Source organism: Streptomyces fungicidicus, assembly GCF_003665435.1.
GTDB lineage: Bacteria > Actinomycetota > Actinomycetes > Streptomycetales > Streptomycetaceae > Streptomyces > Streptomyces fungicidicus.
In genome coordinates this window covers 1,518,958-1,537,662 of record NZ_CP023407.1, presented here as the reverse complement: position 1 = coordinate 1,537,662, position 18,705 = coordinate 1,518,958, and the positions used below count along the sequence as shown (strand labels likewise).

At 71.5% G+C, this 18,705-nt stretch carries 17 protein-coding genes; 13 read left to right on the top strand and 4 right to left on the bottom strand.

Going from position 1 to position 18,705, the window contains the following annotated elements; genetic code table 11:
- Positions 1–66 precede the first annotated feature (66 nt).
- The 11 genes from CNQ36_RS06910 to CNQ36_RS06860 all read left to right on the top strand — a co-directional run bounded on the left by CNQ36_RS06910 (position 67) and on the right by CNQ36_RS06860 (position 10,676).
- Positions 67–327, top strand: a complete 261-nt coding sequence (locus tag CNQ36_RS06910) for a hypothetical protein (protein ID WP_040908818.1) — start codon at positions 67–69, stop codon at positions 325–327.
- Between the two features lie 10 nt (positions 328–337).
- Positions 338–532: a hypothetical protein gene (locus CNQ36_RS06905; RefSeq protein ID WP_121545334.1), complete on the top strand. Its 195-nt coding sequence runs from the start codon at positions 338–340 to the stop codon at positions 530–532.
- A gap of 234 nt (positions 533–766) precedes the next feature.
- Positions 767–1,048 carry a Sec-independent protein translocase subunit TatA gene (gene tatA / locus CNQ36_RS06900; RefSeq protein WP_121545333.1) on the top strand — a complete coding sequence of 94 codons (282 nt, stop codon included), beginning with the start codon at positions 767–769 and terminating at the stop codon, positions 1,046–1,048.
- A gap of 47 nt (positions 1,049–1,095) precedes the next feature.
- Positions 1,096–2,034, top strand: a complete 939-nt coding sequence (gene tatC / locus CNQ36_RS06895; protein ID WP_121545332.1) for a twin-arginine translocase subunit TatC — start codon at positions 1,096–1,098, stop codon at positions 2,032–2,034.
- A 31-nt stretch (positions 2,035–2,065) separates the two neighbouring features.
- The gene (locus CNQ36_RS06890) at positions 2,066–2,956 is read left to right on the top strand and encodes a diacylglycerol kinase (protein ID WP_121545331.1); all 891 of its coding nucleotides are present in this window, start codon (positions 2,066–2,068) and stop codon (positions 2,954–2,956) included.
- A 39-nt stretch (positions 2,957–2,995) separates the two neighbouring features.
- Complete coding sequence (locus CNQ36_RS06885) at positions 2,996–5,854, top strand: DEAD/DEAH box helicase (RefSeq protein ID WP_121545330.1); 2,859 nt, start codon at positions 2,996–2,998, stop codon at positions 5,852–5,854.
- 322 nt (positions 5,855–6,176) lie between these two features.
- Positions 6,177–7,787, top strand: coding sequence for an ATP-binding protein (locus CNQ36_RS06880; protein WP_176116738.1), 1,611 nt, complete (start codon positions 6,177–6,179; stop codon positions 7,785–7,787).
- Positions 7,784–8,191 (top strand): roadblock/LC7 domain-containing protein, encoded by a 408-nt coding sequence (locus CNQ36_RS06875; protein ID WP_004933493.1) that lies wholly within the window; start codon positions 7,784–7,786, stop codon positions 8,189–8,191. The genes CNQ36_RS06880 and CNQ36_RS06875 overlap by 4 nt, the downstream gene beginning before the upstream one ends.
- Complete coding sequence (locus CNQ36_RS06870) at positions 8,188–8,598, top strand: DUF742 domain-containing protein (RefSeq protein ID WP_004933494.1); 411 nt, start codon at positions 8,188–8,190, stop codon at positions 8,596–8,598. The genes CNQ36_RS06875 and CNQ36_RS06870 overlap by 4 nt, the downstream gene beginning before the upstream one ends.
- Positions 8,579–9,199, top strand: a complete 621-nt coding sequence (locus tag CNQ36_RS06865) for a GTP-binding protein (protein ID WP_004933496.1) — start codon at positions 8,579–8,581, stop codon at positions 9,197–9,199. Before CNQ36_RS06870 ends, CNQ36_RS06865 begins: the two co-directional genes overlap by 20 nt.
- A 22-nt stretch (positions 9,200–9,221) precedes the next feature.
- Entirely contained in the window at positions 9,222–10,676 is a 1,455-nt protein-coding gene (locus CNQ36_RS06860) for a cytochrome P450 (protein ID WP_121545328.1), read from the top strand.
- Here the strand turns inward: CNQ36_RS06860 and CNQ36_RS06855 are convergent.
- The 4 genes from CNQ36_RS06855 to CNQ36_RS06840 all read right to left on the bottom strand — a co-directional run bounded on the left by CNQ36_RS06855 (position 10,670) and on the right by CNQ36_RS06840 (position 14,366).
- Positions 10,670–11,620 carry an RluA family pseudouridine synthase gene (locus CNQ36_RS06855; protein ID WP_121545327.1) on the bottom strand — a complete coding sequence of 317 codons (951 nt, stop codon included), beginning with the start codon at positions 11,618–11,620 and terminating at the stop codon, positions 10,670–10,672. The two genes, CNQ36_RS06860 and CNQ36_RS06855, sit on opposite strands and share 7 nt — an antisense overlap.
- A gap of 22 nt (positions 11,621–11,642) precedes the next feature.
- The gene (locus CNQ36_RS06850) at positions 11,643–11,936 is read right to left on the bottom strand and encodes a hypothetical protein (protein WP_121545326.1); all 294 of its coding nucleotides are present in this window, start codon (positions 11,934–11,936) and stop codon (positions 11,643–11,645) included.
- Between the two features lie 611 nt (positions 11,937–12,547).
- Positions 12,548–13,396 (bottom strand): siderophore-interacting protein, encoded by an 849-nt coding sequence (locus tag CNQ36_RS06845; protein WP_004933503.1) that lies wholly within the window; start codon positions 13,394–13,396, stop codon positions 12,548–12,550.
- Between the two features lie 64 nt (positions 13,397–13,460).
- Positions 13,461–14,366: a 5'-3' exonuclease gene (locus CNQ36_RS06840; RefSeq protein WP_121548387.1), complete on the bottom strand. Its 906-nt coding sequence runs from the start codon at positions 14,364–14,366 to the stop codon at positions 13,461–13,463.
- Positions 14,367–14,670: 304 nt separating this feature from the next.
- Between CNQ36_RS06840 and CNQ36_RS06835 the strand changes: the two genes are divergently transcribed.
- Positions 14,671–15,762, top strand: coding sequence for a quaternary amine ABC transporter ATP-binding protein (locus tag CNQ36_RS06835; RefSeq protein ID WP_121545325.1), 1,092 nt, complete (start codon positions 14,671–14,673; stop codon positions 15,760–15,762).
- Positions 15,755–18,373, top strand: a complete 2,619-nt coding sequence (locus CNQ36_RS06830; protein ID WP_121545324.1) for an ABC transporter permease/substrate binding protein — start codon at positions 15,755–15,757, stop codon at positions 18,371–18,373. Before CNQ36_RS06835 ends, CNQ36_RS06830 begins: the two co-directional genes overlap by 8 nt.
- Positions 18,374–18,705: the final 332 nt, after the last annotated feature.

Sequence of the window (18,705 nt, the reverse complement as noted above, 5' to 3'; positions counted from 1 at the left end):
GACGGACAGGACGACAAGGCGGGAGCGAGTGCTTTGAGCGAGTCGGCGACGTCCGGTGCGCGGACCATGACGGCGGCGTCCGCGTTCGCGGGGATGCGAAGCGTGGCCCCGGTGGTGTTCCGGGCGGGCTGCCCGGACTGCCGGGAGCGGTTCGAGCTCGCCGCGAGCGCGCTGCGCCTGGCCATCGGCGCGAGCAGCCGCACCACCTTCTACTCCTTCACCTGCCCCGAGTGCGGGGCGGCCGTCCGCAAGCCGGCGGGGGAGCGGATCGTCGAGCTGCTCACCGGGGGCGGGGTCCGCACCCTGCGGCTGCACTCGACCGTCTAGGCTCACCCTCATGTTCTGGCCGATGTTCGCGGTTGCCATGGGGTTCCTGGGTCTGCTGGTGCTCGGCGTGCTCGCCGTCAGGGTCTTCGTCGAGGCGGAACGGCTCGGCAGACAGGTCACGGACTCGGCCCGCCGCATCGGCCGCGCCGCGGAGGACCTGGAACGAGCGGCGGCCGGCACGGCCCGCTCCGCCGAAGCCCTCTGACCGGCCGCGTCACGCCTGGCGCGGCTTCGCCCTGTCACCGTGCGGGTTCCGGCAGGTACGCTGCTGATCGCGGCCCGGAGACGAGGCCCGGACCGCGGACGGGAGTACGCACGGGGATTGCCTCACGTTCACCCCCGAGCGTTACGATCGCTGACGACACGATCGTTCGGACGTATGTCCGACCGGTCGGACGGCATCCCACCCCCAGCAGCCTCGGTGAGAAGGTAAAGACTTATGTTCGGAAGGCTCGGCGCCCCCGAGATCATTCTCATCCTCGTCGTCATCATCCTGCTGTTCGGCGCGAAGAAGCTTCCCGACATGGCGCGGTCGCTCGGCAAGTCCGCCCGGATCCTCAAGAGCGAGGCCAAGGCGATGAAGGAGGACAAGTCCTCCGCTCCGGCCGACCCGCCGGCGAGCGGCGAGCAGTCCGCGGCGCAGCGCACCATCCAGGCCGCCCCCGGCGACGTGACCAGCTCCCGCCCGGTGACGGAGCCGACGGACACGACCAAGCGCTGACGCAGGGCCGGTGAAATCCGGCCCGCCGCACGAGATGGGAACGTGGGTTGCTGAAGTCTGCCCGCAAGCAGGAGAGGGATCCCGAGGGGCGGATGCCCCTCGCGGAGCACCTTCGTGAGCTCCGCAACCGGCTCGCGAAAGCGCTGCTGGGCATCGTCCTGGTGACGGTCGTCGCGGCCTTCTTCTACAACGACATCATCAACTTCTTCACCGAGCCGGTCCTCAAGTCCGTCGGGTGCAAGCAGTCCTTCGAGGAACTCGCCCGCCTGGACAAGTCGGAGCCGTGCGCGCAGATCACCATCAACGGTCTGCTCACGCCGTTCACGCTGGCGCTGAAGGTCTCCCTCATGGCCGGCGTCGTCCTGGCCTCGCCGGTCTGGCTGTACCAGCTGTGGGCCTTCGTCGCCCCGGGTCTGCACCGGCACGAGCGGAAGTACGCCTACGCGTTCGTCGCGACCGGCTTCCCGCTCTTCCTCGGCGGCGCCTACTTCGCGTACGCGGTGCTGCCGACCACCGCAGAGGTGCTCATCACCTTCACGCCGTTCGGCGTCGACAACCTGCTGCCGCTGGACGACCTGCTCGACCTCGTCACGCGCATGGTGGTCGTCTTCGGCCTCTCCTTCGAGCTGCCGCTGCTGCTGATCATGCTCAACTTCACCGGGGTGCTGAGCGGCAAGCGGATGCTCGGCTGGTGGCGCGGCATGATCATGGGCATCACGCTGTTCGCGGCCATCGCCACGCCGAGCACCGACCCGCTGACGATGATGGCGCTCGCCGGGCCGATCTGGGTCCTGTACTTCGGCGCGGTCGCCGTGGCCCTGCTCAACGACCGCCGCAAGAGCCGCCTGGAGGCCATGGGCCCCGGAGACGACGAGGCGTCCGAGCTGGACCTCACCCCCGACGACATCGATCCGGTGGAGCCCGTGAAGGCCCTGCCCGAGCAGACCACCAGGGACCGGGTCAACGGTTATGACGACGTGACCTGAGGACGGGGCCGCAGCTCATAGGGTCACTCCCGTGACCAGCGAGATCACCCTCTTCGTCAACCCCACCGCGGGCGGCGGCCGGGGCGCCCGCGCGGCGCGCCCGGCCGCCGCCGCGCTGCGGGACGCCGGCTTCTCCGTGCGGACCGTGCTCGGCGACGACCCCCGGGACGCCCTGGACCGGGCGCGCGCCGCCGTCGACGGCGGCACCGGCGCCCTGATCGCCGTCGGCGGTGACGGCATGGCGAACCTCGCCCTGCAGGCCGTCGTCGGCACCGGCACCCCCTTCGGCCTGGTGGCCGCCGGCACCGGCAACGACTTCGCCCGCGCCCTCGGGATGCCGCTGCGGGAACCGGCCGCGGCCGGCCGGATGATCGCCGACGCCCTCAAGTGCGGCCGGGTCCGCGACATCGACCTCGGCAGGATCGGCGACCGCTGGTTCGCCGCCGTGCTCGCCTCCGGCTTCGACTCCCGGGTCAACGACCGCGGCAACCGGATGCGGCTGCCCCTCGGCCGCTTCAAGTACGACCTCGCGACGGTCGCCGAACTCGCCGCCTTCCGCCCCCTGCCGTACCGGATCACCCTCGACGGCGGCGGGGTCCGCGAGGTCGAGGCCACGCTGGTCGCCGTCGGCAACGGGCCGTCGTACGGCGGCGGCATGCGGATATGCCCCGGAGCGGACCTCACCGACGGGCTGTTCGACATCACGGTGGTCGGCGAGTGCAGCCGGGCCACCCTGCTCCGGGTGTTCCCGCGGGTCTACCGGGGGACGCACGTGGACCACCCCGCGGTCACCGTGCTGCGCGCGGCGACCGTGGAGCTGGCCGCCGAGCAGGTCACCGGCTACGCGGACGGCGAGCCGGTGGGGCCGCTGCCGCTGACTGCACGGTGCGTGCCGGGCGCCCTGCGGGTCGTCGGCCCCTGAAGCGGGCGGCCCCGCCGCACGCCGGAACGCTTCCGGATAATGATCGTCCTGTTGTCGGTGCGGCCCGGTACGCTCGAAAGCACGATGACAGAGGATCTCTCACCGGCCGAGCGGTACGCGGCGGCACGCAGGCGCGCCGCGGAGCAGGCCACCGCGCTCGCCTCCTTCCGCGAGATGTACGACTTCGGCCTCGACCCCTTCCAGATCGAGGCCTGCCAGGCCCTCGAGGCGGGGAAGGGAGTGCTGGTGGCCGCGCCCACCGGCTCCGGCAAGACGATCGTGGGCGAGTTCGCCGTCCATCTCGCCCTCCTGCAGGGCAAGAAGTGCTTCTACACGACACCCATCAAGGCGCTGTCGAACCAGAAGTACGCCGACCTGTGCCGCCGCTACGGCACGGACAAGGTCGGCCTGCTGACCGGCGACAACAGCGTCAACTCCGACGCCCCGGTGGTCGTGATGACCACCGAGGTGCTGCGGAACATGCTGTACGCCGGGTCGCAGACCCTGCTCGGCCTCGGCCATGTGGTGATGGACGAGGTGCACTACCTCTCCGACCGCTTCCGCGGCGCCGTCTGGGAGGAAGTGATCATCCACCTCCCGCCGTCCGTGACCCTGGTGTCGCTCTCGGCGACGGTGTCGAACGCGGAGGAGTTCGGCGACTGGCTGGACACCGTCCGCGGCGACACCCAGGTGATCGTCTCCGAGCACCGGCCCGTGCCGCTGTTCCAGCACGTGCTCGCCGGCCGCCGGATATACGACCTGTTCGAGGAGGGCGAGGGCCGGAAGAAGGCCGTCAACCCCGACCTCACGCGGATGGCCCGGCTGGAGGCCGCCCGCCCGTCGTGGGGCGACCGGCGGCGGGGGCGCAACAACATGCGCGAGGCCGACCGGGAGCGCGAGCGCAGACAGCGCTCACGGGTGTGGACGCCGAGCCGGCCCGAGGTCATCGAGCGGCTCGACGCCGAGGGCCTGCTGCCCGCGATCACCTTCATCTTCAGCCGCGCCGCTTGCGAGGCCGCCGTGCAGCAGTGCCTCTTCGCGGGCCTGCGGCTCAACGACGAGGAGGCGCGCGAGCAGGTGCGTTCCCTGGTCGAGGAGCGCACCGCCTCCATCCCGGCCGAGGACCTGCACGTCCTGGGCTACTACGAGTGGCTGGAGGGCCTGGAGCGCGGCATCGCGGCCCATCACGCGGGCATGCTGCCGACGTTCAAGGAGGTCGTCGAGGAACTCTTCGTCCGCGGTCTGGTGAAGGCCGTGTTCGCGACCGAGACCCTCGCCCTGGGCATCAACATGCCCGCCCGCTCGGTGGTCCTGGAGAAGCTCGTCAAGTGGAACGGCGAGCAGCACGCCGACATCACCCCCGGCGAGTACACCCAGCTGACCGGCCGGGCCGGCCGGCGCGGCATCGACGTCGAGGGCCACGCGGTGGTGCTCTGGCAGCGCGCCATGAACCCCGACCACCTGGCGGGGCTGGCCGGCACCCGCACCTATCCGCTGCGGTCCAGCTTCAAGCCGTCGTACAACATGGCGGTCAACCTGGTCGAGCAGTTCGGCCGGCACCGCTCGCGCGAGCTGCTGGAGACCTCCTTCGCGCAGTTCCAGGCGGACAAGTCGGTCGTCGGCATCTCCCGGCAGGTGCAGCGCAACGAGGAGGGCCTGGACGGCTACAAGGCCTCCATGACCTGCCACCTCGGCGACTTCGAGGAGTACGCGCGGCTGCGCCGCGAGCTCAAGGACCGGGAGACCGAGCTGGCCCGCCAGGGCGCGGCGCACCGGCGCGCGGAGGCCGCCGTCGCACTGGAGAAGCTCAAGCCCGGTGACGTCATCCACGTGCCCACCGGAAAGTACGCGGGGCTGGCGCTGGTCCTCGACCCGGGCCTGCCCGCGGGGCGTTCCAACGGGCACCGCGGCTTCGACCACCACGACGGCCCGCGCCCGCTGGTGCTGACCGCCGAACGGCAGGTCAAGCGGCTGGCGTCGATCGACTTCCCGGTGCCCGTCGAGGCGCTGGAGCGGATGCGGATCCCGAAGTCGTTCAACGCGCGCTCCCCGCAGTCCCGCCGGGACCTGGCCTCCGCGCTGCGCACCAAGGCCGGGCACATCACCCCCGAGCGGCACCGCAAGAAGCGCTCCCAGGCGGCCGACGACCGGGAGATCGCCCGGCTGCGCAAGGAGCTCCGGGCGCACCCGTGCCACGGCTGCCAGGACCGCGAGGACCACGCCCGCTGGGCGGAGCGCTACCACCGGCTGCTGCGCGACACCTCGCAGCTGGAGCGGCGCATCGAGGGCCGGACGAACACCATCGCCCGCACCTTCGACCGGATCGTCGCGCTGCTGACCGAGATGGACTATCTGCGCGGCGACGAGGTGACCGAGCACGGCAAGCGGCTGGCGCGGCTGTACGGCGAACTCGACCTGCTGGCCAGCGAATGCCTGCGCGAGGGCGTCTGGGAAGGACTCGCCCCCGCCGAACTCGCCGCCTGCGTCTCGGCGCTGGTGTACGAGGCGCGGGCCGCCGACGACGCGATGGCGCCCAAGCTGCCCTCGGGCAGGGCGAAGGCGGCGCTGGGCGAGATGGTCCGCATCTGGGGCCGGCTGGACGCCCTGGAGGAGGACTTCCGGATCAGCCAGACGGAGGGCGTGGGCCAGCGCGAGCCCGACCTCGGCTTCGCCTGGGCCGCGTACATGTGGGCCTCGGGCAAGGGCCTCGACGAGGTGCTGCGGGAGGCGGAGATGCCGGCCGGCGACTTCGTGCGCTGGTGCAAGCAGGTCATCGACGTGCTCGGTCAGATCGCGGCCGCGGCGCCGTCCGCCGACGGCTCGACGGTCCCCAAGAACGCCCGCAAGGCCGTGGACGGACTGCTGCGCGGAGTGGTCGCCTACTCGTCCGTGGGCTGACCCCCGTTCCGGCCGCGTGAGCCCGGTGCGCCCCGCGCGTGCCGGGCTCACGCGTTCCCGCGCCCGCCTCACTCGTGACGGTGAGTGTTCTTCGTACGCGCGTGCGTCGTTACGGCCCGCGTTCGAACGGAAGCCCAGCGTGTCAAACGACCTGAGCGTACTCCTGCCGCAGAGGCCGTTTCCGGCACTTGCTGAATATGACATCGCGATGATCCCGCCGGACTAGGCTCGCCCGCAGCGCACCGAGTTGGGATGGATTCGTGCGCTTGTTCCCTATGCGCAGCTTTCCCGCTCATCAGTCGATTCGCTTCAGAGGGCTCACATGGCGAGTGTCCAACTTCCCTATGCACGTGTGCTGTTGCTGCCGGCCATAGTGATGGCCGCGGCGACCGGGGCCGCCGTCGCCCTGGTGACGGAGCCCGCCCGGACCGCCGTCGGCGTGTGCGGAGCGGTCGCGACCCTGCTGGTGACCGCCACCGCCGCCGAGGCGGTGCGCCGCGGCCGCGTACTGTGCGAGGCCCGGGCCGGGCACGACCGTCACCGTGCGTATCTGGAGGCCCGGATCGCCGCCCACGACACGGAGACGGACCGGTTCGTCGACCAGGTCGTCCCCGCGGCCCTGGACCACCTGCACAACGGGAACGAACCCGACGAGGTGCTCCGCGACCTGCCCCGGCTCGACCCGGACTGGCACGACCTGCCCGCGTACCAGCTCCGCATGCTGCGGACGATGCTGAAGATCATCGACGACGAGGAGAACCTGCGCGACTCCTCCCAGCGCTCCTTCGTCAGCATCGCCCGACGCGTCCAGGCGATCGTCCACCAGCAGGCCATCGAGCTGCGCGAGATGGAGGAGGACCACGGCCGCAACCCGGAGGTCTTCGACGACCTGCTGCGCATCGACCACGGCACCGCGCTGATCGGCCGCCTCGCCGACTCCATCTCCGTCCTCGGCGGCGGCCGCCCCGGCCGCCAGTGGCCCATGCCCGTCGCGCTCTACAGCGTGCTGCGCGGCGCCATGTCCCGCATCCTCGAGTACCGCCGCATCGACCTGAAGTCGATCGCCAAGGTCAACATCAAGGGCATCTACGTCGAGCCGGTCATCCACGCCGCCGCCGAGATCCTCGACAACGGCACCCGCTACTCGCCGCCGACCAGCAAGGTGAGCGTCACCGCCACGGAGGTGCAGACCGGCGTCGCCATCGAGATCGAGGACGCCGGCGTCAGCCTCGACGAACAGGCCCGCGCCCGGATCGAGGGCCTCCTCGAACAGGCCCAGAAGGGCTCCGACCTCCAGGAGATCGGGGAGAACCCCCGCCTCGGCCTCGCCGTCGTGGGCCGGCTCTGCACCGCGTTCGACATGCGGGTCTCGCTGCGCGCCTCCGCCTACGGCGGCGTCCGCGCCGTCCTCGTCGTGCCCAGCGAGATGCTCACCGACGAGCCCGGCGTCGGCCTCGCCCACGGCATCGGGGCGACCTCCGTGCCCCGCCCGGTCGACGCCCTCCCGGGCCCGGAGCGCGCCCCCAAGAGGCGTCGCCCCACCAGCCCCCGCCTGCCCGACACCGTCTCCGCCGAGGACGACGCCCCCGAGGTCACCGAGTGGACCGCGGGCGGGCTGCCACAACGCCGCAGCCGGGTGAAGACCCCGCTGGAACAGCGGTACGCCGAGCAGGCGGCCGCCGAGCGGGCCGAGCGGGAGGCCAGGGAGCGGGGCGAGGAGTACCACGACATCTGGGCCACGCCCCGGCCCGAGGAGAAGAAGCGGGACGACCGCGAACCCGGGCTGTGGGTCGACGCCTTCTGGGAGGGACTGAAGAAGGACCTCGACCCGGGCGTCCACCCCACCGACTTCACCCGGAACCCGACCGCCTACCTGCATCTCATCAACGAACCGGCCCGCACCGAGGCCGACGACGAGGGGAACCTCAAGTGATCCGGCAACGCGCCAACTTCGACTGGATGCTCAAGGAACTCGCCGACGGCGTACCCGGCGTGGAGATGATCGTGGTGCTCTCCGCCGACGGCCTGCGCATCGCCCGTTACGGCGGCGAGCCGGACGCCGCGGACCGGGTCGCCGCCGCCTGCGCGGGCGTCCAGAGCCTCGCCGGGGCCGTCGCCCAGGAACTCCCGCACGGCGACGGCGAGATGAAGATGGTGCTGATCGAGATCAACGGGGGCTACTTCTATCTGATGGCGGCCGGCGCCAACGCCTACCTCGCGGTGCTCTCCGACATGACCTGCGAACCCGGCCGCATGGGCGGCATGATGCGCGACCTCGTCGTCCGCATCGGCGCCCATCTGACCAGTCCGCCCCGACGGAACGGGCAGACCGTATGACTCCTCCGCGACGCCGGAGGCGCTCCCCCCGGAACGACACCCCGCCGCGACCGGCCGGACCGGCCGGGAAGGAGGGCACGGGCGGCAACCCGGAGCGGCTGTACGTGGTCGCCGGACCCGACGGCGCGCGGGCGGACCTCGACCTCGTCACCCTGATCGTGGCCCGCTCCCCGGACCCCCCGCCGTCCGCCACCCCCGAGCAGGCGGCACTGCTCCGGCTCTGTGCCGCCCCCCTGTCCGTGGCCGAACTGTCGGCCTATCTCAGCCTGCCGTTCAGTGCGGTGACCGCGCTGCTCACCGAGTTGCTGACGGCGGAACTGGTCCAGGCGCGCTCCTCGATCGTCCGCACGGCGCTGCCCGACCGTTCCCTTCTCGAAGCGGTGATGCATGGACTTCAAAGGCTCTGAGACCATCCCCGGCCCCCGTGCCGAGGACCAGTTGCCGCACACGGCGCAGGCCGCGGTGAAGATCGTGATCGTGGGCGGATTCGGGGTCGGCAAGACGACCATGGTCGGCTCGGTCAGCGAGATCAGACCGCTGACCACCGAGGAGACCATGACCCAGGCCGGCATCGGGGTCGACGACGACTTCGGCTCCGCGTCCAAGACGGCCACCACGGTCGCCATGGACTTCGGCCGCATCAGGATCACGGACCAGCTGGTGCTGTACCTGTTCGGCACCCCCGGCCAGGAGCGCTTCTGGTTCCTGTGGAACGGGCTGTTCGAGGGGGCGCTCGGCGCGGTCGTCCTGGTCGACACCCGCCGCCTCGAAGTCAGCTTCGACGTCATGGGGAGGCTGGAGGAGCGCGGTGTGCCGTTCGTCGTCGCGGTCAACTCCTTCCCGGACGCCCCGCGCCACCCCGTCGCCGAACTGCGCGGCGCCCTCGACCTCTCCGAGCGGGTCCCGATCCTCGAGTGCGATGTGCGGCGCCGCGCCTCCAGCCGTGACGTCCTGATGACGCTGACGCGCTTCCTGCATTCGCTCGCCCTGACGGGCCCGACCGCCTGACCACCTCCCCGGAGCGACCACTGTGACCCCTGAACCGAACGCCCCGACCGGCACGGACGCCCCCCGGACCGGCCCGCCCCCCGGCTGCCCCGCGCACCGTACGGGCCCCGGCGGGCCGAGCCGGCTGCACGAGTCCGGGGACCTGAAGAAGCTCTACGAGGAACTGCGGGCCGAGTACGGACCGGTGGCCCCCGTGCTGATCCACGACGACGTGCCGCTGTGGGTGGTGCTCGGCCACGCCGAGAGCCAGCAACTGGTGCGCAGCCCCGCGCGGTTCTGCAAGGACAGCCGCATCTGGTCCGCGCTCGAGGAGGGCCTGGTCAAGCCCGACCATCCGCTGATGCCGCACATCGCCTGGCAGCCGATGTGCGCCCATGCCGAGGGCGACGAGCACCGGCGGCTGCGCGGCGCGATCGACGCCGCCGTCGCGGCCACCGACTTCCGGAGCCTGCGCCGGCACGTCAACCGCAGCGTCCAGCGCGTCGTCAACCGGTTCTGCGAGGCGGGCGAGGCCGACCTGGTGGGCCAGTACGCCGAGCACCTGCCGATGGCCGTGATGTGCCACGTCCTCGGCATGCCCGACGAGTACAACGACCGGATGGTCGAGGCCGCCCGCGACATGATCAGGGGCACCGAGACGGCCATCGCCAGCAACGCCTACGTCATGGGGGCCCTGGAGCGCCTCACCGCGCGCCGCCGGGCCGAGCCGGGCAACGACTTCGCCGGCCACCTCGTCGCACACCCGGCCGGGCTGACCGACGACGAGGTCAGCCAGCACCTCAGAGTGGTGCTGATCGCCTCCTACGAGGCCACCGCCAACCTCCTCGCCAATGTGCTGCGCCAGGTGCTGGTCGACCCGCGCTTCCGCTCCCAGCTCAACGGCGGCCAGATGACCGTGCCCCAGGCGGTGGAGCAACTGCTCTGGGACGAGCCGCCGTTCAGCACCATCTTCGCCTACTTCGCCAAGCAGGAGACGGAGCTCGGCGGCCGGCGCATCCGCAAGGGCGACGGGCTGCTGTTCGCGCCCGCCCCGGCCAACGTCGACCCGCGCGTGCGCCCCGACCCGGCCGCCGACATGCGGGGCAACCGCTCCCACCTCGCCTTCGGCGGCGGCCCGCACGAGTGCCCCGGCCAGGACATCGGCCGCACCATGGCCGAAGTCGGCGTCGACGCCCTGCTCATGCGGCTGCCCGACGTGGAACTGAGCATCAGCGAGGACGAGTTGACCTTCACCGAGTCCATCGCCTCCCGGCATCTCGTGAGGCTTCCCGTCCACTTCAGGCCCCGCCCGCAGCAGGACGTCCTCCAGAAGCCCAGCCACGAGAACGACGCCTCACCGCGCCGGAACCGGCACACTGCCCCGCCGAACCCCACGCCCCCGCCCGTGCAGCCGGTGCCGGCGCCCCCACCGGTGACGGAACCCGCCCCGCCGCTCAACGCCTGGCAGCGCTTCCTGCGCTGGTGGCGCGGCTACTGACCGGCGGCCCAGTCCTCGTATGACGCCCAGGCCGCGAGCGCCCGCCCGCTGCTGAACCGGTGCTCCGCTCCCGTCACCGGGTCGGTGAACTCCAGTGTCCGCGCGAGCAGTTGCAGCGGACGCCGGAAGTCACCGGCTGGACCGGGCCCGGTCACCTTGGGATACAGCGGATCGCCCAGGATCGGCACGCCCAGGCTGTTCATGTGCACCCGCAGCTGATGGGTCTGCCCGGTGCCCGGCACCAGCCGGTACCGGGCGAGACCGTCCGAGCGGCGCTCAGCGATCTCCACACGGGTCAGCGCGTTCGGCTCGCCCTCGACCTCCCGTGCGGTCAGCACCCCGCGCTCCTTCACGATCCTGCTGCGCATGGTCCGGGGCAGGACCAGCTCCGGGTCGTACGGGGCGACGGCCTCGTACTCCTTGCGCACCAGCCGGTCGCGGAACAGCGTCTGGTACGCGCCGCGCTCCCCGGGCCGCACCGTGAACAGGACCAGACCCGCGGTGAGCCGGTCCAGCCGGTGCGCGGCGCCGAGCTCCGGGATGTCCAGCTCCCGGCGGAGCCGGGCGAGCGCGGTCTGGGTGACATGGCTGCCGCGCGGGGTGGTGGCCAGGAAGTGCGGCTTGTCGGCCACGACGATGTGCTCGTCCCGGTGGACCACCTCCAGCGGGAACGGCACCGGGACCTCGGTCGGCAGCTCCCGGTGGAACCACACGAACATTCCGGGCTCGTACGGTGTCTCCGCCGGTACGGCCCGGCCGTCCGCCCCGACGATCAGCCCCTCGGCGAACATGCCGTCCACGACGCCGGGGCCGGCCGAGAGCCGCAGCACCAGGTGGTCCCGCACGGTGGCCCCCTGCCCGCCGGCGGGCAGCCGCACCCGTACCGGGTCCACTCCGTCGCGCTGTGGCAGGGGAGAGGGCGGAAGGGGCCGTCTGCGTCTCACACCGGGCAAGGGTACGGGCCGCTCAGCCCTGGTCGCCGCCCCGCTCGTCGGGTCCGGCCTCCGCCGCGCGTCTCACCTCCGCCTCGATCTCGAGGAGCGGTCTGCCCTCGGTCCGGGCGTACTCGGTGACCGCGAGGCGGACGTCGCGGGCGAGGTCCCGCCAGGCGCGCCGGGCGGTCTCCCAGGTGGTGGTCTGGTGCTCGCTCCACTTGGTCCTGGTGGGGGCGCCGTAGGTGTCTCGCAGTTGCCGTACTCGCGCGTGTGCCTCGTCGGCGGCGCGCTGTTTGGCCACGAGTTCGTCGAAGGTGTGTGCCACGCGGCCGGATCATGGGGGAGTGCGGTGGGGCTTTGCGCCCGCCACGCCGTGGTGCCCGTGGGGACGGCGTGGGGTTCCCTCGTCCGGCGGACGTGGCGGTGCTGCTGTGCTGGGCGCACCGGCGGGGTGGTGACTCGGTCCCGGGTCCGCCGGTTGCCCGGGGCGGGTCCGCGTGGCCCGGCGCCGCACCGGTACCCGGCGGTGGGGTGGGCCGGGGGGTGTTGCGCAGCCCGGCGCTCACGGGGCGCCGTCGCGCCCACCCGTGCCGCCCTGCGGCACGACTGCCCGCGGAGTGCGGCGGGTGCGGCGGGTAGCCGCGGAGAGCGGCGGATGGCCGCGGGGAGCGGCGGGTGCGGCGGATGGCCGCGGGGAGCGGCGGGTGTGGTGCCTGCGGAGACGGGCTGGTGTGGCGGGTGTCTGCGGAGGCGGCGGAGATGGCGGGAGCGGTGGGTTCGGGGGATTGCTGCCGACGGCGGGGAGGGGACGGGGCGGGGGTGGTCGCCCGCAGTGGCTGGCGCGTCCGCGCCTCCGACGTATTCCAGCGGGGGCAGTCGCGCCAGTCCGAGGACGGCCACCCCCGACCCGGCCCCGCCCCACCCACCCACCGCGGCTCAGGACGAGGCGGCCCCCGCGCCTTCCTGCTCCGCCTCGACCCGTGCGTTCCAGTCCTGCTTGGAGGCCTGCCAGCCGTCCTCGTTGTGGCCGAGCCGCCAGTACCCCGAGATCGACAGGTCCTCCCGCGGAATGCCGCGCTCGACCCGCAGCAGAGCGCGCAGCTCCTTCACGAAATGGGCCTCGCCGTGCACGAAAGCGTGCACCCGCCCCTCCGGGAACGCGAGCCCCCGGACCGCCTCCACCAGAGCCTCCCCGACCGGCCGGCCCCCCCGGTGCAGCCAGCGGACCTCCACGTCGGAGTCGATCTTCTGCTCCTCCTCCGGACCGGAGATCTCCACGAAGGCGAACGCCCGCGCCCCCGCCGGCAGCGCCTCCAGCGACCGGGCGATAGCGGGCAGCGCGCTCTCGTCACCGGCGAGCAGATGCCAGTCGGCGGCCGGATCGGGCGCGTAGGCGCCGCCAGGCCCGATGAACCGGACGACCTCGCCCGGCCGGACGTTCACCGCCCAGGGACCGGCCAGCCCCTCGTCGCCGTGGACCACGAAGTCGAGCGTCAGCTCGCGGTGCGCGGCGTCCCAGTGGCGCACCGTGTACGTCCGGGTCACCGGCCACTGCGCGCGCGGCAGCTCCGCCCGGACGCGCTGCAGATCGAACGGCTCCGGATACGTCGCCCCGGGCACCGGGAACAGCAGCTTGACGTAGTGATCGGTGCAGGTGTCCGCCGAGAAGTCGGAGAGCCCCTCACCGCCGAGCACGACACGCTGCATGTGCGGGGTCAGCCGCTCGGTGCGGACGACCTCGGCGGTGTGCGGAGCGCGCGAAGCGCGTGCCGGTCGCTCTGCCATGAGGAGCCTCCCAGATGTCACAGTTAGGGTTGCCTAAGTTAGCACCTGTGTCCTGGTCCGCGAATCACACCGAGAGCGTCGTCAGCAACCGCTGCAGCGAACCGCCCAGCCCCCAGCGCTCCCCGAGCGACTCCACTCCCGCCGGGTCGCGCGGCTCGCGCGGCAGCGCCGTGCCGACGTCCGGCAGCGGCACGTCGTCCGCGACCCGGACGACCTTCGGGGCGACCGCGAGGTACGGCCGGGCCTCGTCCAGGCGCTTCCGCTGCGACGGGGTGAGCTTGGCCTGCCGGTCGTCCACGGCCGCCAGGATCCCGGCCAGGTCGCCGAACTCGGCCAGCAGCTTGGCCGCCGTCTTCTCCCCGATGCCCGGCACGCCCGGCAGGCCGTCGCTCGGGTCACCGCGCAGCAGTGCCAGGTCCGCGTACCCCTTGCCGTCCACCCCATACTTCTCGCGCAGCACCGCCTCGTCGGTGATCTGGAGCGTGCCGACGCCCTTCAGCGGATACAGCACCCGCACCCCCCGCGCGTCGTCCACCAGCTGGTACAGATCGCGGTCGCCGGTGACGATGTCGACCGGCCCCGCCGCCCGGGCGGTGAACGTGCCGATCACGTCGTCCGCCTCGTACCCGGCGACCCCCACGCGCGCGATGCCCACCGCGTCCAGCACGCTCTCGATGACCGGCACCTGCGGCGACAGCGTGTCCGGCACCTCCTCCTCGTCCGGGCCCGCCGCACGCTCCTCGGCGACGCGGTGCGCCTTGTAGGAGGGGATCAGCTCCACCCGCCACCCCGGCCGCCAGTCGGCGTCCATGCAGGCCACCAGCTGGTCCGGCCGGTGGTCCTTGACCAGGCGGTCGATGAAGTCCAGCAGCCCGCGCACGGCGTTCACCGGTGTGCCGTCGGGCGCTCTGACCGACTCGGGGACGCCGAAGTAGGCGCGGAAATACAGGGAAGCGGTGTCGAGGAGCATCAGTCGTCCGGTCACGACCGCATCATGCCGCACCCCACCGACAACACCCCGCCGTCACGCCCACCAACCGCACCTACCAACCGCACCCACCAACCGCACCCCACCCACACTCCCCGATGCCCTCACTGCAACGAGTTGCGCCCTGCGCGACCACTGTGAGCCGTCGCACGAACGTGTTTGCGCCATACGAAACCGGGGAGGCGCGCCCCCGGAGCGATGCCGGTTACAGATTCAACTGTTTTGGGCCGCGTGAGCCGCCCGCCGCGCATCGCTCCTGCCATTGCCGTCGAGACAAGAGGTACGCGTGTCATCCAGGCTTGAGGCCGAGCACCTGTTCAAGGTGTTCGGCAGACGACCGGACCAGGCGGTCGAGAGACTGCGCCAGAAGGAAGCCGACCGGGAGGAGCTGCGCGCCGACGGCGTCACCGCCGCCGTCATCGATGCCACGTTCAGCGTGGAGCCGGGCGAGATCTTCGTCGTCATGGGCCTGTCCGGCTCAGGCAAGTCCACCCTGCTGCGGATGCTGAACGGCCTGCTGGAGCCCACCGCCGGGCACGTGCGCTTCGACGGCGAGGACCTGACCGCGCTGCCCGACCGGGAGCTGCGCCGGGTCCGCTCCCGGAAGATCAGCATGGTGTTCCAGCACTTCGCGCTGTTCCCGCACCGCAGCGTCCGCGACAACGCTGCCTACGGTCTTGAAGTGCAGGGCGTGCCCCGCGCCGAGCGCGAACGCCGCGCCGACGAGGCGCTCGCCCTGTGCGGCCTGGCCGGCTGGGAGAAGTCGTGGCCCGACGAGCTGTCGGGCGGCATGCAGCAGCGCGTCGGCCTCGCCCGCGCGCTCGCCACCGACGCGGACCTGCTGCTGATGGACGAGTCCTTCAGCGCCCTCGACCCGCTGATCCGCCGCGACATGCAGGACCAGCTGATCGAACTGCAGAAGAAGCTGAAGAAGACCATCGTCTTCATCACCCACGACCTCAACGAGGCCATGCGCCTCGGCGACCGCATCGCGGTGATGCGCGACGGCCGGATCGTGCAGATCGGCACCGCGCAGGACATCCTGATCCGGCCCGCCAACGACTACGTCGCCTCCTTCACCCAGGACGTCGACCGCTCCCGTGTGCTGACCGCCGGGTCCGTGATGGACTCCGAGGTGCGCGGCGACGAGGCGGACTGCGGCTGCGAGACCGCGACGCCGCGGACGCCGTTCACCGACCTGTGCGCGATCAGCGCCCGGGTGCCGCACCCCGTGGCGGTGCTCGACAAGGACGGCGCGCTCGTCGGCGTCGTCCCGCGCCAGCGCCTCGTCGGGTTCCTCGGCGACGAGGAGGCCGACCCGGGGGTCTGCGACACCCCGCGGGACAAGGGCGGCGAGAAGGTGATGGCCCGTGCCTAGGATTCCGCTCGGAGACTGGGTCAACAGCGCCGTCGACTGGCTGCTCGCCAACGTCACCTGGCTGTTCGACTTCTTCAAGGCCGTCTTCACCGGCGCCTACGACGGTGTCAACGCCGTCCTCCAGGCGCCCGAACCGCTGCTGCTCGCCGGCATCTTCGCGGTGATCGCCTTCTGGCTGCGCGGCACCTTCGCCGGTGTGCTCACCTTCGGAGGCTTCGCCTTCCTGGACTCCCTCGAACTGTGGGAGGACTCGATGGTGACGCTGGCACTGGTCATCGTCGCCACCGTGATCGCGCTGGTCATATCGGTGCCGGTGGGCATCTGGGCGGCGCGCTCGGACCGGGTCAGCGCATTCGTCCGGCCGATCCTGGACTTCATGCAGACGCTGCCCGCGATGATCTACCTCATCCCGGCGATCCTGTTCTTCGGTACCGGCCCCGCGCCGGGCATCGTCGCCACCCTGATCTTCGCGCTCGCCCCGGGCGTGCGCATGACCGAGCTGGGCATCCGCCAGGTCGACAAGGAACTGGTCGAGGCCGCGGAGGCCTTCGGCACCACCCCCCGCAACACCCTGCTCCGGGTGCAGCTGCCGCTGGCGCTGCCCACGGTGATGGCGGGCGTCAACCAGGTCATCATGCTCGGCCTGTCCATGGCCGCGATCGCCGGCATGGTCGGCACCGGCGGACTCGGCGGCGCGGTCATCGAGTCCATCGGCCAGCTCAACATCGGACTGGGCTCCGAGGCGGGTCTCGCCATCGTCATCCTGGCGATCTACCTGGACCGCATGACCAGCGCCCTGGGCACCCAGGTCTCCCCGCTCGGCCGTCGCGCCGCCGCCAAGGCGCGCGCCGGCCAGGGGCTGAAGATCTGGTCCTATCGGCCCCGCCCGCAGGTCGCGGTGGTCGGTGTCGTCGTCCTCGCCCTGGTCGCCGGCGGCATGAGCATGTTCGGCGGCGCCGGTGACTCCGGCAACGCCACCGCGGACGGCAAGAATGTCGGCAACGGCAAGAAGATCACCATCGGTTACATCCCCTGGGACGAGGGCGTCGCCTCCACCTTCCTGTGGAAGGAGATCCTCGAGCAGCGCGGCTTCGAGGTCGAGGCCAAGCAGTTCGAGGCGGGCCCGCTCTACACCGCCCTCGCGCAGGGCAACATCGACTTCCAGACCGACTCCTGGCTGCCCACCACCCACGAGGCGTACTGGAAGAAGTACGGCAAGCAGCTCGAGGACCTCGGCTCCTGGTACGGCGAGACGTCGCTGGAGCTGACCGTCCCGTCGTACATGAAGGACGTCAACTCCCTCGAGGACCTCAAGGGCAAGGCGTCCACCTTCGACGGGAAGATCACCGGCATCGAGTCCAGCGCCGGCATGATGGGCCTGCTGAAGAGCAAGGTCCTCAAGGAGTACGGCCTCGACAAGGAGTACAAGGTCGTCGACAGCTCCACGCCGGCGATGCTGGCCGAGCTCAAGCGGGCCTACAGCAAGAAGGAACCGGTCGTCGTCACGCTGTGGTCGCCGCACTGGGCGTACAGCGACTACGACCTGAAGAAGCTGAAGGACCCCAAGGGCACCTGGGGCAAGGGCGACGGCGTGCACACGCTGTCCCGCAAGGGCTTCACCGGTGACAACCCCACCGTGGCCAAGTGGCTGAAGGACTTCTCGATGACCGAGAAGCAACTCACCAGCCTGGAGGCCGAGATCAACAAGGCCGGCAAGGGCCGCCAGCAGGACGCCGTCCGTGCCTGGATGAAGGACAACCCGGGCGTCGCCGACAAGTTGGCCCCGGTGGGCTCCGGCTCCGGCGACACCCCCGCCGAGGCGGAGCGGGCGCTGGACGTGGCCTGGTTCCCGTGGGAGGAGGACGTGGCCGTCACCTACCTGTGGAAGAACGTCCTCGAGCGGCGCGGCTACAAGATGAACCTCAAGCAGATGGACGTCGGCCCGGTCTACACCGGCCTCGCCTCCGGGGACCTCGACCTCAACTTCGACGCCTGGCTGCCGTACGCGCAGAAGAACTACTGGGACAAGAGCAAGGACAAGCTCACCGACCTGGGCACCTGGTACGAGCCCACCTCGCTGGAGATCGCCGTTCCCTCGTACGTCAAGGACGTCAAGTCCCTGGCGGACCTCAAGGGCAAGGCCGACCTCTTCAAGGGGCGGATCATCGGCATCGAGCCGGGCACCGGTGAGATGCAGCTGCTCAAGAACGAGGTCCTGCCCGGCTACGGCCTGGAGGACGAGTACAAGGTCGTCGACGGCTCCACGCCGGCGATGCTGGCCGAGCTCAAGCGCGCCTACGCCAAGAAGGAGCCCATCGCCGTCACGCTGTGGTCGCCGCACTGGGCGTACAGCGACTACGAGCTGACGAAGCTGAAGGACCCGAAGAAGGCCTTCGGCGAGGGCAACACGATCCGCACCATCGCGAGCAAGAAGTTCCCGGAGCAGTATCCGCAGCTCACCGAGTGGATCAAGGACTTCCGGATGAGCGAGGACGAGCTCGGCACGCTGGAGGCCGAGATCAAGGACCGCGGCCAGGGCCACGAGGAGGAGGCGGTCGCGGCCTGGCTGAAGGAGCACCCGGACATGGTGGAGCGGATGACCCCGCAGTAACCGCCGTACCGGCCGCCCCCGAGGGGCGGGCCCGGACCCGCACCTGACGGCGCGGCCGGGCCCGCCCCTCGGTCATGTCCACAGCCCGCCGGGAACACGGTCGGAATCCGGACAACCACGCAGCGCTATGCCCTCCCCGGACCTCCCCGTGACCTTCCGCTCGGACGGGTGAACAATGGCGGAAGCACCCTTTGTCGCGCACCGGGCGAACCGAGGGACCCGCCGGTCGGCCGGCGCGAACCGTGGGGTTGGCGCCGCCGGCGTGTGACGGCGTCGTGGCAGGCGCCTGAAACGGTTTGCCGAACATGCGTAGGGTGCAGACAACTCACCGG

Coding starts and splice junctions, on each gene's coding strand:
- CNQ36_RS06910 (WP_040908818.1), top strand. CDS start 67: ATGACGGCGGCGTCCGCGTTCGCGGGGATGCGAAGCGTGGCCCCGGTG.
- CNQ36_RS06905 (WP_121545334.1), top strand. CDS start 338: ATGTTCTGGCCGATGTTCGCGGTTGCCATGGGGTTCCTGGGTCTGCTG.
- CNQ36_RS06865 (WP_004933496.1), top strand. CDS start 8,579: ATGGACTTCAAAGGCTCTGAGACCATCCCCGGCCCCCGTGCCGAGGAC.
- CNQ36_RS06885 (WP_121545330.1), top strand. CDS start 2,996: ATGATCGTCCTGTTGTCGGTGCGGCCCGGTACGCTCGAAAGCACGATG.
- CNQ36_RS06880 (WP_176116738.1), top strand. CDS start 6,177: ATGGCGAGTGTCCAACTTCCCTATGCACGTGTGCTGTTGCTGCCGGCC.
- CNQ36_RS06845 (WP_004933503.1), bottom strand. CDS start 13,396: ATGGCAGAGCGACCGGCACGCGCTTCGCGCGCTCCGCACACCGCCGAG.
- CNQ36_RS06870 (WP_004933494.1), top strand. CDS start 8,188: ATGACTCCTCCGCGACGCCGGAGGCGCTCCCCCCGGAACGACACCCCG.
- tatA (WP_121545333.1), top strand. CDS start 767: ATGTTCGGAAGGCTCGGCGCCCCCGAGATCATTCTCATCCTCGTCGTC.
- CNQ36_RS06840 (WP_121548387.1), bottom strand. CDS start 14,366: ATGCTCCTCGACACCGCTTCCCTGTATTTCCGCGCCTACTTCGGCGTC.